This window comes from Ancylobacter amanitiformis (genome assembly GCF_030814815.1).
Taxonomy (GTDB): domain Bacteria; phylum Pseudomonadota; class Alphaproteobacteria; order Rhizobiales; family Xanthobacteraceae; genus Ancylobacter; species Ancylobacter amanitiformis.
Window position 1 is genome coordinate 31,488 of sequence record NZ_JAUSVR010000010.1, and the last position, 12,289, is coordinate 43,776.

Annotated in this window: 11 protein-coding genes; 8 read left to right on the plus strand and 3 right to left on the minus strand. The window is 67.9% G+C overall.

Annotation, left to right across the window (positions count from 1 at the left end; genetic code table 11):
• Window positions 1–111 precede the first annotated feature (111 nt).
• The 3 genes from pdxA to QOZ99_RS15025 all read right to left on the minus strand — a co-directional run bounded on the left by pdxA (window position 112) and on the right by QOZ99_RS15025 (window position 3,193).
• Window positions 112–1,179: a 4-hydroxythreonine-4-phosphate dehydrogenase PdxA gene (gene pdxA, locus QOZ99_RS15015; protein WP_306890808.1), complete on the minus strand. Its 1,068-nt coding sequence runs from the start codon at window positions 1,177–1,179 to the stop codon at window positions 112–114.
• A gap of 69 nt (window positions 1,180–1,248) precedes the next feature.
• Window positions 1,249–2,328 (minus strand): four-carbon acid sugar kinase family protein, encoded by a 1,080-nt coding sequence (locus QOZ99_RS15020; RefSeq protein ID WP_306890912.1) that lies wholly within the window; start codon window positions 2,326–2,328, stop codon window positions 1,249–1,251.
• Window position 2,329: 1 nt separating this feature from the next.
• Window positions 2,330–3,193 (minus strand): DeoR/GlpR family DNA-binding transcription regulator, encoded by an 864-nt coding sequence (locus QOZ99_RS15025; protein WP_306890809.1) that lies wholly within the window; start codon window positions 3,191–3,193, stop codon window positions 2,330–2,332.
• A gap of 472 nt (window positions 3,194–3,665) precedes the next feature.
• Between QOZ99_RS15025 and QOZ99_RS15030 the strand changes: the two genes are divergently transcribed.
• From QOZ99_RS15030 to QOZ99_RS15065, 8 genes are all read left to right on the plus strand, one after another.
• Window positions 3,666–5,276, plus strand: coding sequence for a sugar ABC transporter ATP-binding protein (locus QOZ99_RS15030; RefSeq protein ID WP_306890810.1), 1,611 nt, complete (start codon window positions 3,666–3,668; stop codon window positions 5,274–5,276).
• Complete coding sequence (locus tag QOZ99_RS15035; protein WP_306890811.1) at window positions 5,273–6,298, plus strand: ABC transporter permease; 1,026 nt, start codon at window positions 5,273–5,275, stop codon at window positions 6,296–6,298. The genes QOZ99_RS15030 and QOZ99_RS15035 overlap by 4 nt, the downstream gene beginning before the upstream one ends.
• 5 nt (window positions 6,299–6,303) lie before the next feature.
• Window positions 6,304–7,320 carry an ABC transporter permease gene (locus QOZ99_RS15040; RefSeq protein WP_306890812.1) on the plus strand — a complete coding sequence of 339 codons (1,017 nt, stop codon included), beginning with the start codon at window positions 6,304–6,306 and terminating at the stop codon, window positions 7,318–7,320.
• Between the two features lie 57 nt (window positions 7,321–7,377).
• On the plus strand, window positions 7,378–8,601 hold the full coding sequence (locus QOZ99_RS15045) for a sugar ABC transporter substrate-binding protein (RefSeq protein WP_306890813.1): 1,224 nt from the start codon (window positions 7,378–7,380) through the stop codon (window positions 8,599–8,601).
• 160 nt (window positions 8,602–8,761) lie between these two features.
• Window positions 8,762–9,805, plus strand: coding sequence for a LacI family DNA-binding transcriptional regulator (locus tag QOZ99_RS15050; RefSeq protein ID WP_306890814.1), 1,044 nt, complete (start codon window positions 8,762–8,764; stop codon window positions 9,803–9,805).
• Window positions 9,802–10,356, plus strand: coding sequence for a hypothetical protein (locus QOZ99_RS15055; protein WP_306890815.1), 555 nt, complete (start codon window positions 9,802–9,804; stop codon window positions 10,354–10,356). The genes QOZ99_RS15050 and QOZ99_RS15055 overlap by 4 nt, the downstream gene beginning before the upstream one ends.
• Window positions 10,357–10,400: 44 nt before the next feature.
• On the plus strand, window positions 10,401–11,291 hold the full coding sequence (locus QOZ99_RS15060; RefSeq protein WP_306890816.1) for an N-acyl homoserine lactonase family protein: 891 nt from the start codon (window positions 10,401–10,403) through the stop codon (window positions 11,289–11,291).
• Window positions 11,288–12,244, plus strand: coding sequence for a 3-hydroxyacyl-CoA dehydrogenase (locus QOZ99_RS15065; RefSeq protein ID WP_306890817.1), 957 nt, complete (start codon window positions 11,288–11,290; stop codon window positions 12,242–12,244). Before QOZ99_RS15060 ends, QOZ99_RS15065 begins: the two co-directional genes overlap by 4 nt.
• Window positions 12,245–12,289: the final 45 nt, after the last annotated feature.

Here is a 12,289-nt window from a genome sequence, read left to right on the forward strand (position 1 = left end):
CCAGGGATCGCGATCTGCGCGCATGCCTCGCGCCGTATCTTCGCGCGCATGGTTGCGGCGCCGTCGGCAGCCGTGAAAGGCCGGCGAACTCTCGGTTGCCGGCCGACGGCTTCAGCCTTCTCGTGCCGGATGGGCGGCTTGAGCCGCCAGAGGGCCTTGATCTGCTGGATTGCGTGCGAGTTGCAGCGCGAAGTCGATGGCCTCGATCAGGCTTTCCTCCTTGGCAATGCCTTTCCCCGCAATATCGAAGGCGGTGCCATGATCGACGGAGGTGCGGATGATGGGCAGTCCGAGGGTGATGTTCACGCCGGAAAGCGCTTTCCACTCGCCGGTTTCCGGGTCGACGTCGAAGCCCAGAAGCTTCACCGGTACATGGCCCTGATCGTGATACATCGCGACCACGGCATCATAGCTGCGGCCGCGCAGCTTGACGAAGATGGTGTCGCCGGGCACCGGGCCGATCACCGTGATATCCGAGCCCTCATAGGTGGCGACGAGCGGGGCCGTCACGTCGATATCCTCGCGGCCGAAAATGCCGCCTTCGCCGGCATGCGGATTCAGCGCGGCGATGCCGATGCGCGGATGGCGGATGCCGAGCGCGCGCAGCATGCCCGCCGTCAGGTCGATGACGCGGCGCAGGCGCGCCGGCGTGAGCTTTGACGGGACATCCGCCAGCGCGACATGGGTCGAGAGGTGGCTGACGCGAAAGTCGCCATGGGCCAGCATCATCACGGAATCCCGTGCCCCCGTGAGATCGGCGAGCATGTCGGTGTGGCCCGAATAGGCGTAGCCGGCGAGATTCAGCGCTTCCTTGTTCAGCGGCGCGGTGACGATGCCGGCGATGATGCCGGCCTGGGCGAGGCGGACCGCCTTCTCTATGGCGAGAAAGGCCAGCCGGCCGCCTTCCGCGCTCATGTGCCCCACACGGATCGGCTCCCGCTCAGGGCCGGCCTCGAGGACCGCCAGGGAGAAGGGTTGCGCGGGGTCGGTGATTTCGGGGATCGGCGCTGCCGCCAGCATGGCCTCGGCCGACCGCAGAGCGGCCACGCTGCCAATGACGACCAGCGATATTTCGCCCGCTTGCAGGCGGGAGGCGAGGCGGGTGCCGGCCTTGACGATGATTTCCGGACCGATGCCGGCCGGGTCTCCCATGGTGATGGCAAGGCGCGGAACAGCCATGAAAGTCATCCTCTTTCCAGAATACGCCATTCGATATCAAAACAGATCATAATCGCGCAATAGATATCTTCATCGGCCGTTCGACGCCGTGTCGAGTAGCTCGCGCAGCAGATCCGGACGCCCGAACGCGCCGGATTTCGAGAGGACGCGGACACCGTCGAAGCGTCCGCCGCGCAGCCGCGACATGGCCAGTCCCGGCTCCGGCGCGCCCTCCACCGCGAGGCTCTCGGCGCCGATGGCATCGGCGACGTCGCGCAGTGTCTCGCCGCCGGCCACGAACAGGGTGCCCGGCGGCGGGCAACGGGCGAGCAGCCGGGAAAACCGCTCGGCAATGACGAGGGCGGCATCGGCGCGGGTGCCCTCGAAGGCTACGGTGACGATGCAGGACTGGCCGCCGGCGAGACGTTCGAGAACCCTGTCGATGTCGGACGGGCTGGCCGAGAGCCGGACATGCCGGCGCGGGTCCGGCGCGATGGCATGCTCGATCTGCGTTCGTGTCACCGGGTGGTTCGAGCCGAAGAGCGCGAGCAAGGGGGCCTGCCGGCGCGGGCTTTCCGGGGGGGCGCCGGCCGGGGCCACCGGCGCGGGCCGGGCCCGGGCGAGCGCGGCCGCGAGGCCGCCGGTGCCGACCCAGAGCCGGGGGCGGTGAGCGGACATCTCGCGTGCGACGATCGCGTCGAGATCCATATCGCTCTCGGCATCATGCACACGGATGTCGGCATGGATGAGCCCCGCCTGGCGCAGCGCCGCGTGAATATGGTCACCGAGCGGCTCGTTCGTATCCGTCTTCCACTGGCGGCCGGCCCGGGTGACGCGGCCCTGGAAGGGAAATGCCGGGGCGACGACGAGCCGCCGCCCTTCCGCCATCACCGCGAGCGCGCCAAGTTCCGCCGCCCAGTTGCCGCGCATCAGGCTATCGATCTTCTTGAAGGCCGGTTCGCCCGCGAGAAGCCAATCCGTGAACCTGCCCTGACGGGCAACGGCCCTGTCGCCATCGACCTCGCGCGTGGCGGCATCGATGGCCGCCATGGCCGGCAGGCCGTGCTCGGCACGCCACAGCACCGGAAGGGGAGAGAAAGGCGTGGCGAAGGCCGCGGCGCTGTCCAGCGCGCCGGTCAGGTCGTCGGCAAGGATACGCACGCCCGTCATCTCAGCCACAGCTGCCGCCCTGCGGCTGCCGGGGAACGGGAACGACACGCACGGCGACATTCAGCCCGGCCAGTTCCGCCAGCACGGCCAGATCGACGCCGTCATCCGTGACGATCTCCTGGACGTTCGAAACATCGCAAATGGTGCAGAAACTCGGGCTGGTGAATTTCGAGCTGTCGGCAAGCACGATGACGCGCCGGGCCGCCGCGATCATTGCCTGCTTCATCGTGGCCACCTCCAGAGAGGTCTCCGTCAGCGTTCGGCCGGTAATGGCATGGGTTCCGAGCAGGGCGATGTCGGCATGGAGGTTCCGCAGGAAATCCTCACCGGGGCGGCCGACCAGCGTCAGCGAACCCTGCCGCACCGTGCCGCCGGGCACGACGAGGTGAACATTCGGCGCGCCGGCCAGTACCTGGGCGATGGCGAGGCTGTTGGTGACGGCGGTGAGGGGGAGGTGACGGGCGACGACGGCGCGCGCCACGGCGAGCACCGTCGTGCTGGCGTCGAAAATGACGCTTTGCCCGGGCTGCAATTCATCGGCGACGGCGGCGGCGATCGCGTTTTTTTCCTGGCACAGCAATTGTGCGGCGATGGCGGCATCCGGTTCGAACGTGGCCCGCTCGGTGCTCTGGAGCAGGGCGCCGCCATGGGTGCGCTCCAGCGCGCCCTGCTTCACCAGATGCTCAAGGTCGCGCCGGATGGTCGACGCCGACGCGCCGATGGCATCGGCCAGTTCCTGGATACCCGCCGCGCCCTCGCGCCTCAGGCGTTCGAGGATGAGCGCCCGGCGCTTGGCGGGAATCATGTCGACACGCCCGCGCGCCATCTCCTCGCCGCTGTCGCCCTGCCGTTCGCTCGTGGTCATGGGATCCCTCGGTGCGACCATGGGTGGGGTTGCCGCTCCACGGTACTGAATGATCGATTATGAAACATTTTGACGCAAGATGGAATTTTCTTCCACAATTATTGCGGAAGGATCAACGCTCTCGGCCATCCTGAAAACCGGCAGTGCCAGGGTCATCTGCCATTCGCGCGCGTCCACCTCGCGCAATCACGCCGCCCTTCCGGGCGTGCGACCGGCGGCCCCTGCCGCGGGAAGGAAACTGCCGCACGGGCCCCATGCTGGCGAGGGCCGGGTGCCGGCATCAAATGTTCTGTGATTTTTCATCCATTATTATCAATGGCTTGAACGGATGTCCGGCCCGCTCGCGTCGGCCCGGGCTACAAAACCGAATGCGTACGCTTGACCGAATTCAGAAAGATTGGCAACAATGGGAACGTTCTCAGAGAACGTTCCCGCAAGTGGAGCGGCTCCGGGCACGTGGGAGGAAGAAAGAATGACGGACGCCACAGGCCGCCCCGATACCGGGGAGCGGCAACCCTCGTTTCGTGAAATGCGTGCCTCGGGCGTCAGCAAGTCCTATGGCGCGACCGTCGCTCTCGAACATGCCGACATCGCGCTCCGGGCCGGCGAGGTTCACGCGCTCCTCGGCGAGAACGGGGCTGGCAAATCCACTCTCGTGCGCATCTTCACCGGCGCCGTGATCCCCGATCGCGGCGCGATGCAACTGCATGGCGAGACCTATGCGCCGCGCTCCATCCTCGAGGCGCGCCAGCGCGAGGTCGCCACCGCCTTTCAGGAACTGAGCCTCGTTCCCAATCTCACCGTGGCGCAGAATTTCCTGCTGCCGTCGCTGGCCCGGCCGGGGCGCCCGCTGATTTCCGCCCGGCAGGTGATCGCTCGCGGCGCGGAAATCCTGGAGCGTCACGGGCTCCGCCGCATCGACCCCGCCGCGCGTGTCGGCGACCTGCCGCTCGCCGAGCGCCAGCGCATCGAGATCGCCCGCGCCATCGAGAATGCCGGCCGCGTGCTCATCCTTGACGAGCCGACGGCCTCGCTCGCCGAGACCGACTGGCTGTTCGAGCAGATCGGCAAGGCGCGCGCGCGCGGCGTCGCCATTCTCTATATCTCGCACCGTCTTGCCGAGGTGCGGGAAATCTGCACTGCGGCAACCGTGCTTCGCAATGGCCGCTCCATCGGCACGGTTGGTCTCGGCGACGCCAGCGATGGCGATATTTTCGAGATGATGGTCGGCCACCGGGTCGAGCATACGCGCCGGCCGGCGCGGGTGGCGGGCATGGCCAGCGCGCCGCGCCTCGCCGCCGCCGATCTCGCCGGCCACGGGCTGCGCGGTGTGAGCTTCCAACTCGGGGAAGGCGAGATTCTCGGCGTCGCCGCGCTGGAAGGGCAGGGGCAGCGCGGGCTATTCCGTGTGCTGGCCGGGCTGGAGACGCCCACCGGCGGGGTGATCCGCGTCGACGGCAAGGCGACCGCCTATCGCACCCCGCGCGCGGCGCTGCGCTGTGGCTCCGGCATCAGCTATCTCCCCGAGGAGCGCAAGACCGAGGGCATCCTTGCCGGCCTGTCGGCCGCTACCAATGTGGTGTTGCCCTTCCTGCCGCGTGTCGGCCGGGCGGGCCTGATCGGCCGGCGCGACGAGGAGAAGGCGGCGTTGCCGGCGGCGCAGAACGTGGCGCTGAGCCCGCGCTATCTCGGCTTCGCCATTGGCGACCTGTCCGGCGGCAATCAGCAGAAAGCGTTGATGGCGCGCACGCTGGCCACCGGCGCGCGCACCCTGTTGCTGTTCGACCCCACGCGCGGCGTCGATGTCGGCACCAAGGAATCCATCTATGCCGCCATCCGCGCCTTCGCCGAGGGTGGCGGCTCGGTGCTGTTCTATTCCTCGGAACTGCCGGAGATCGTCCAACTCGCCGATCGCTGCCTGGTTCTCTATGGCGGCCAGGTATTCGGCGAACTGGAAGGCGCCGACATCGCCGAACAGAAACTGGTGGCGGCGATGATCGGCCATGGCACGCGCCCGCCGGCCGGCCACGCGTCCGTCTCCTCCGCCGGTCCCGTTCACGCCGTCGCGGAGAGCGCCCGATGAGCGATATCGCAACCACATCCGGCGGCGCCGCCCCTTCCGCCGCCCCTTCCGCCGCCCGCTCGGGCCCGGCCCCACGTCACCGGCTCTGGCGGCTGACGCAGGGCGCCGGCCTGATCCTCGGGCTTTATGTGCTGCTCTACGCGCTCTACGCCTACCAGCAGCCGCGCGCGCTGGACGCCTATGCCATCGCGGCGCTGATGAACAACACGGCGCCGCTGGCGCTGGCCGCCGCCGGCCAGACGCTGGTGGTGCTGAGCCGGGGCTTCGATCTTTCGATCGCCGGCGTGATCTCGCTCTGCAATGTCGTGCTCGCCGTCTATCCCCTGGAGGGGCCGGGCGGGGCGCTGCTCTCGATGCTGCTCTGCCTCGCCATTGGCGGCGCCGTGGGGGCGGTGAATGGCTGGCTGGTGGCCTATCTCCGGCTCCAGTCCATCGCCGCCACGCTGGCGACCATGATCATCTGCCAGGGCATCGCGCTGGTGATCCTCAACGCGCCGGGCGGCTATGTCTCGGAATGGATCGCCGACGAACTGACGGGGCGGCTGTGGGGCGCCGTGCCGGTCTCGGGGCTCGCCGTCGCGGCGGTGGTCGGGCTGTGGCTGCTGGTGCGGCGCACCGATTACGGTGTCGCGCTCTATGCCATCGGCGCCGACGAGCCGGCCGCCGCGCTCTCCGGCGTCAATGTGCGGCGCACCCGGTTCATCACCTTCGTCGGCGCCGGCATGCTCTACGGCCTTGCCGGGCTGATGCTGAGCGCGCAGACGGCGACCGGCAATCCCAATTCCGGCACGCCGCTGCTGCTGCTCTCCTTCGCGGCGGTGGCGCTGGGCGGCACGTCGCTGAGCGGCGGGCGCGGCGGATTGTTCGCCTCGGTGGTGGGGGCGGCGACCCTCACGCTTTTGCAGAAGGTGCTGTTCTCCAGCGGCGTCTCCTCCTTCTACACCGGCCTGTTCCAGGGCGTGGTGCTGATCGTGGCCGTGGTCTTCAGCGGCCTGCTGACCCGCATCGGAGAGCGGAAATGACGGCCATGAACGAAAATCCCACCTCGCAGGCCCGTTTCCAGCAGAGCGGCGACACGCGGCGCAGCGCCCGCATCAGCGCCGAGACCGTCAGCACCCTCGCGGTGGCCATCCTGTGCGTGGCGCTGCTGGTCGGCGCGCGCTTCATCAGCCCTTCGCTCGGCTCCTGGTCGCAGGTCGAGACGGTGCTGGTGCTGGGCTCGTTCCTGGTGGTGCTGTCCTTCGGGCAGGGACTTGTGATCCTCACCGGCGGGCTCGACCTGTCGCTGCCGGCGGTGGCGACGCTGGGCGGCATCCTCGCCACCAACTGGGTCGGGGCGAGCGATCCCGGCGCCTGGTATCTGCTGCCGCTGGTGCTGCTGGCCTGCGGCTGCGTCGGCTTCCTCTCCGCCGCCGGCATCGTCTGGCTGAAGGTGCCGCCCTTCATCATGACGCTGGCCATGTCGATCATCGTTTCCTCGCTGCTTCTGGGCTACACCAAGGGCACGCCGCGCGGCGCCGCTCCCGACGCGGCGGTGGCGCTGATGAAGGGCCATCTGCTCGGCCTGCCGGCGCCGGTGGTGTTTCTTGTCGCCTTCGTCGTGCTGGGCTGGCTGTTCCAGAGCCGCTCGATCTTCGGGCGCTATCTCTATGCCATCGGCACCAATGTGGAGGCCGCGCGCATCGCCGGCGCCCCCGTCACGGCGATGCGCATCCTGCCCTATGTGATCAGCGCGGTGAGCGCCGGTTTCGCCGGCCTGATGCTGGTCGGCTATTCCAGCGGCGCCACGCTGCGCATGGGCGACAGCTACCTCCTGCCTTCCATCGCCGCGGTGGTGATCGGCGGCTCCTCGATCCTCGGCGGGCGCGGCACGTTTCTCGGCACGGTGGGCGGGGCGATCCTGCTGACCACGCTCGGCACCATCATCTCCGCCATCGGCCTCGAATTCGGCCTGCGCACCATCATCGAGGGCGCCATCGTGCTCGTGGCACTGCTGCTGCTGCGCGAGGAGCTTTTCCAGAAACTCGGCTCGCTCTGGCGTTGAGTCCGGGCGAGCGAGACGAACCACAAGAACAACGCTAAATCTCAGGAGGAAACGACGATGATATCGACGCTGCTCAAGACCGCGACCGCTGCCCTGCTGCTCGGCGCGGCGTGTCTCGGGGCGATCCAGCCCGCCGAGGCCGGGGCCCCCAAGGACGGCAAGAAGTACAAGATCTATCTGAGCCTGAGCTATTCCGGCAATGCGTGGCAGTCCGAGGCGGCCAACATCGTCAAGGCGCTTGCGGCCACCCCGCCTTACAACGACCTGGTCGAGTTGAAGGAGGTGATCTCCGGCGCCGACCCGCAGGCGCAGATTTCCGCCTATGAGAGCATGATCGACGCCGGCGCCGACGGCATTGTCAGCTTCCCGATCTCCGCCACCGCGCTCAACCGCACCATCAAGCGCGGCTGCGAGCAGGGCGTGCTGTTCTTCATGTACGACGCCACCGTCACCGAGAGCTGTGCCTACAATGTCAGCTATCTCTCTTCCGGCTTCGGCGAGAACTCGGCGCAGGCGCTGGTCAACGCGCTCAATGGCAAGGGCAAGATCTTCCTGTCGCGCGGCGTGCCCGGCAACTCGGTCGACCAGCGCCACACCGACGGCGCCAAGCACATCTTCGCCAAATATCCCGGCATCGAGGTGGTGTCCGAATATTACTCGTTCTGGGACGACCGCACGACGCAGCAGGAGACCGCCAAGGCGCTGGCCGCGCATCCCGACGTCCAGGGCATCTGGGCGCAGGCGGGCGAATACGGCGCCATCCAGGCGCTGCTCGACAAGGGCGGAAATCTCGTGCCGCTCACCGGCGAGAATTCCAACGGCTTCCGCCTCGCCCTCGCCGATCCGGCGATGCAGGCCAAGGGGCTGACCGGCGTCTCGGCCGGCTCGCCGCCGGCGCAGTCGGGCTATGCCTTCAAGCTGATGATGGAAATCCTCACCGGCAAGCGTGAACTGAAGCCCACCAATATCGAATACCCGCTGCCCTGGGTGCCGGCCGACAAGGTGAAGCTGTGCGCGGGCGACACGTTCGAGAATGGCTGCAACGTCTTCCCGAAGGACCGCGTGCCGTCCTCCTTCGTCACCGAAGTGCTGAACCCGGTGCTGCTGCCCGAGCTGAACATCGATTCGGCGCTGAACGGCACGCCGGTGAAGGGCGCGACCATTCAGCCGCTGCCGGCGGAAGTGACCAAGGCGGCCAATGAGCCGGGCATCAACTGCGCGCGCTGCGAGGCGGCCAAGGACCAGTACAAGCTGACCAAGGTGCAATCGACGGTGAAGTGAGGCGGCGCGAGCCGACGCGACCTGCCGCCCGGCGCTTCTCGGTGCCGGGCGGCCCGATGCCCGGTCGGGGCATCGCGATATCCCGGCTGCGAACGAATCTGCTTTCCTCCCGCAACGGACCCGACAGCACCGCCGGCGGTGGCGAGACAGGAGACAGGCCTTGAGCGACGCGCAACGAGACAAGGGACGCCGGGTGACCGTGAAGGATCTCGCCCGCGATCTCGGCATGTCGGTCTCGACGGTCTCGCGGGCCTTCTACCCCGACGCGGTCGTCGCCTCGGAGACGCGCCGGCTGGTGCTGGAACGCGCCGCCGCGCTCGGCTATCGCCCCAATCCCTTCGCCCAGAGCCTCATCACCAAGAAGACCCAGATCGTGGGCATGGTCGTTTCCGACCTGACCAACCCGTTCTACCCCGAAGTCATGACCGAGATGACGGCGATGCTGCAGGAGGCCGGCATGAATGTCATGCTCTCCGCCGCCAACCAGCCGGAGAAGATCGACGATGCGGTCGACCTTCTGCTGACCTATCAGCCGGACCTCGTCATCGTGCTGGCCGCCAACATGGCCTCGCATGCCCGCGAGAAATGCGAGCGAGCCGGGGCGCCGTGCATCTTCTTCAACCGCCTGTCCGCCGACGGCCTCGGTTTCGGCGTGACCTGCGATAATGAGGCCGGCGGCCGGCTGGTCGCCGATCACCTCATCGATAGCGGCCACAGGCACCTCGCCTATATCTCGGCCTTTCCCGGCGCCTCGACCAATGTGGAGCGGCACCGGGGCTTCTGCCGGCGGGCGGAGGAGCGCGGCTTCGAGCGCCCGATCGTGATCGAGGCCGGCCGCTTCAGCTACGAGGCCGGCTATGCCGCCGGACTTGAGGCGGAGAGGGCCGGGCGCCCGATTGATGGCGTGTTCTGCGCCAATGACATCGTCGCCATCGGCTTCATCGCCGGGGTGCAGGAAAGCGGCCGGCTCCGCGTGCCGGACGACCTCTCGGTGGTCGGCTTCGACGACATCACCATGGCGGGCTGGCCCTCTCACCAACTGACGACGGTGGCACAGCCGCTGGACGGGATGATGGCGGCGACCGTCCGTCTCGCCCGCGATCTGGCCGTCGATCGCCAGAAGGATCCGCACATCCTGCGGCTGCCGCCGGGACGGCTGATCGAGCGCCACACGACGCGCCGGCGCGATGGAGAAACGGCATGACGCTGCAGCGACACACTCTTTTCGATCGCCTGACCACCGTGCACCGCCCGGACTGCGCGCTGTTCGCCGATGGTCCGCTGCCGGCGCAGGTCATGGGCCCGGACGATCTCGCCCTGCGGCTCGGTTCGGAAACGAGCGGCCGCTACGCCGCCGCGTGCCGTCCGGTGTTCGAGGATCTGCGCCGCGTCGTCGGCCAGCTGGCCGGGCTGATGATCCTGGCGCAACTCACCGAATCGTCGGAGGTCGCCTGTCTCGCCGAACTGGAGAGCTGCCGGCGGCGCTGGGCCGAGGCGGGCGAGCGGATCGGGCTGCTTGCCGCTCCCGATGCCCTTATCCCGCATCGGGAGCAGATCGCCGCCGCGCACGCTTTTTCCGGCCTTGCGCTGGGAACGTTCTCTGAACTTCGCCCGCGCGGCGACAACGAAGCCGCCTTCGACGTCATCTCCCGCCATGTACGACGTGCCTACGCCCATCTGAGCGCGGCCACCGCCGAAAAGGCGGGGCTCGCCATGGTGGATCTCTCCCATGCCTGTTGCTCCTGCGGGCGGTGAGCCGCCGGATCTAAGAACAAATCAGAAAAGGAAGGAAACGAGCCATGTCCGACTATTCGATCTGGGTTTGCGAATATTCCTACGTCAAGAACTATCACAAGAGCGGCGTGCTCTATGGTGCGCATAACCAGGGCTTCGTGAAGCTTCCCTACTGCTACGTCGTCATCAAGGGCCGCGATCACGTCGCGATGGTCGATGTCGGCTACAACGACAAGGACTACGGCAAGGTTCTGGGCGATCGCTTCGGGGTGGAGAACTGGCGCAATCCGACGACGGTTCTGGCCGAGATCGGCGTGAAGCCGGAAGAGGTCGACACCTGCTTCATCACCCACGCGCATTTCGATCATTTCGGCAATGTCGAGGACTTCCCGAACGCCAAATTCTACATCCAGGAGCGCGAGATCGCGAAATGGGTGTGGGCGATGTCGCTGCCGGACCGGCTGCGCTGGATGATGGTGGCGGTCGATCCCGGCGACATCGTGCGCGGGGCCGATCTCGCCCGGCAGAAGCGTCTGGTCACGGTCAACGGCGCCGTGAGCGACGTGCTGCCCGGCATCGACCTGCATGCCGCCGATGACAGCCACACCTGGGGCTCGATGTGGGTGACGGTGCGCAATGACGGACAGGCGCAGTCGCAGGACAGCTGGGTGCTCGCGGGCGACCTCGTCTATGTGTTCGACAATATCCACGGGCCCGGGGCGGCCGTCGACGAGAAGGAAGTCTATACCCCGGTCGGCCTCGCGGTCGGCAGCCAGACCAATCTGGTGCTCGCCACCGAGGCCATGATGAAGCAGGTGGGCTACGATTCCCACCGCGTCATCCCGGTCCATGAGGAGCGGCTGCGCGACACCTTCCCCTCGCGCATCACCCGGGAGGGCCTGCGCATCACCGAGATCTGCCTTGCCGACGGCGAGACCTCGAAGGTGTCGGCATGACGCGCCCGGCACCTGACGCGGCCCATCCTGTCGCCATCGTCGGCGCCGGCCTCGTCGGCTCCGGCTGGGCGCTGGTCTTTGCCCGCGCCGGCTTGCGGGTGCAGGTCTACGATCCCGTAGCCGAGGTGCGCGCCGGTATCCTGCCCTGGGCGCGGGAGAGCGCGGCCGCGCTGGCGGGGGTCGGCCTGATCGAGGATGTCGAGGCGGTCCTGGCGCGGCTGCATGTGTGCGACACGCTGGAGGCGGCGCTGGACGGCGCCGCCTATATCCAGGAGTCGGTATTCGAGCGGGTGGATGTGAAGAGCGCGATCTGCCGCGCCATCGACGCCGTCATGGCACCGAATGCCATTGTCGGTTCCTCCTCCTCCGGCATTCCCGCCTCGCGCTTTACCGAGGACTGCACCCATCGCGGGCGTTTCCTGATCGCCCATCCGGTCAACCCGCCGCATCTCGTCCCGGTGGTCGAACTGGTGCCGGCACCGTGGACCGAGGCCGAGGCGCTGGAAGGCGCGCGGGCGCTGATGCACGCGGTCGGGCAGGTGCCGGTGACGCTCTCCCGCGAGATTGACGGCTTCATCCTCAACCGTCTCCAGGGCGCGCTGCTGAACGAGGCCTGGGCGCTCTATGACGAGGGCTATGCCGGCCTCGCCGACATTGACGCGACCATCGCCCACGGGCTCGGGCTGCGCTGGGCGTTCATGGGCCCATTCGAGACCATCGACCTGAACGCGCCCGGCGGCATCGTCGACTATGCCGCCCGGCTCGGGGGCATGTACCACGCCATGGCCCAGAGCCGCGCGCCGCGCGCCTGGCCGGAAGAGACCATCCGCCGGGCCGGCGAGGAGCGCCGCGAGGCGCTTCCGGAAGCGGAACTCGCGGCCCGCCGCGCCTGGCGCGACCGCGCGCTCACCGGCATCGCCGCCTTCAAGAAGGCCAGCGGACTCGCTCCCTAGAGCTTTTCCGGTGAATTCCGGTTCACCGGAAAAGCTCTAGGTTAT

What these genes read in the sequence shown, in the direction of transcription:
- QOZ99_RS15020 (WP_306890912.1), bottom strand. Translation starts at nt 2,328, where the DNA reads ATGACGGGCGTGCGTATCCTTGCCGACGACCTGACCGGCGCGCTGGAC.
- QOZ99_RS15065 (WP_306890817.1), top strand. Translation starts at nt 11,288, where the DNA reads ATGACGCGCCCGGCACCTGACGCGGCCCATCCTGTCGCCATCGTCGGC.
- QOZ99_RS15045 (WP_306890813.1), top strand. Translation starts at nt 7,378, where the DNA reads ATGATATCGACGCTGCTCAAGACCGCGACCGCTGCCCTGCTGCTCGGC.
- QOZ99_RS15055 (WP_306890815.1), top strand. Translation starts at nt 9,802, where the DNA reads ATGACGCTGCAGCGACACACTCTTTTCGATCGCCTGACCACCGTGCAC.
- QOZ99_RS15040 (WP_306890812.1), top strand. Translation starts at nt 6,304, where the DNA reads ATGAACGAAAATCCCACCTCGCAGGCCCGTTTCCAGCAGAGCGGCGAC.
- QOZ99_RS15060 (WP_306890816.1), top strand. Translation starts at nt 10,401, where the DNA reads ATGTCCGACTATTCGATCTGGGTTTGCGAATATTCCTACGTCAAGAAC.
- pdxA (WP_306890808.1), bottom strand. Translation starts at nt 1,179, where the DNA reads ATGGCTGTTCCGCGCCTTGCCATCACCATGGGAGACCCGGCCGGCATC.
- QOZ99_RS15025 (WP_306890809.1), bottom strand. Translation starts at nt 3,193, where the DNA reads ATGACCACGAGCGAACGGCAGGGCGACAGCGGCGAGGAGATGGCGCGC.
- QOZ99_RS15030 (WP_306890810.1), top strand. Translation starts at nt 3,666, where the DNA reads ATGACGGACGCCACAGGCCGCCCCGATACCGGGGAGCGGCAACCCTCG.
- QOZ99_RS15035 (WP_306890811.1), top strand. Translation starts at nt 5,273, where the DNA reads ATGAGCGATATCGCAACCACATCCGGCGGCGCCGCCCCTTCCGCCGCC.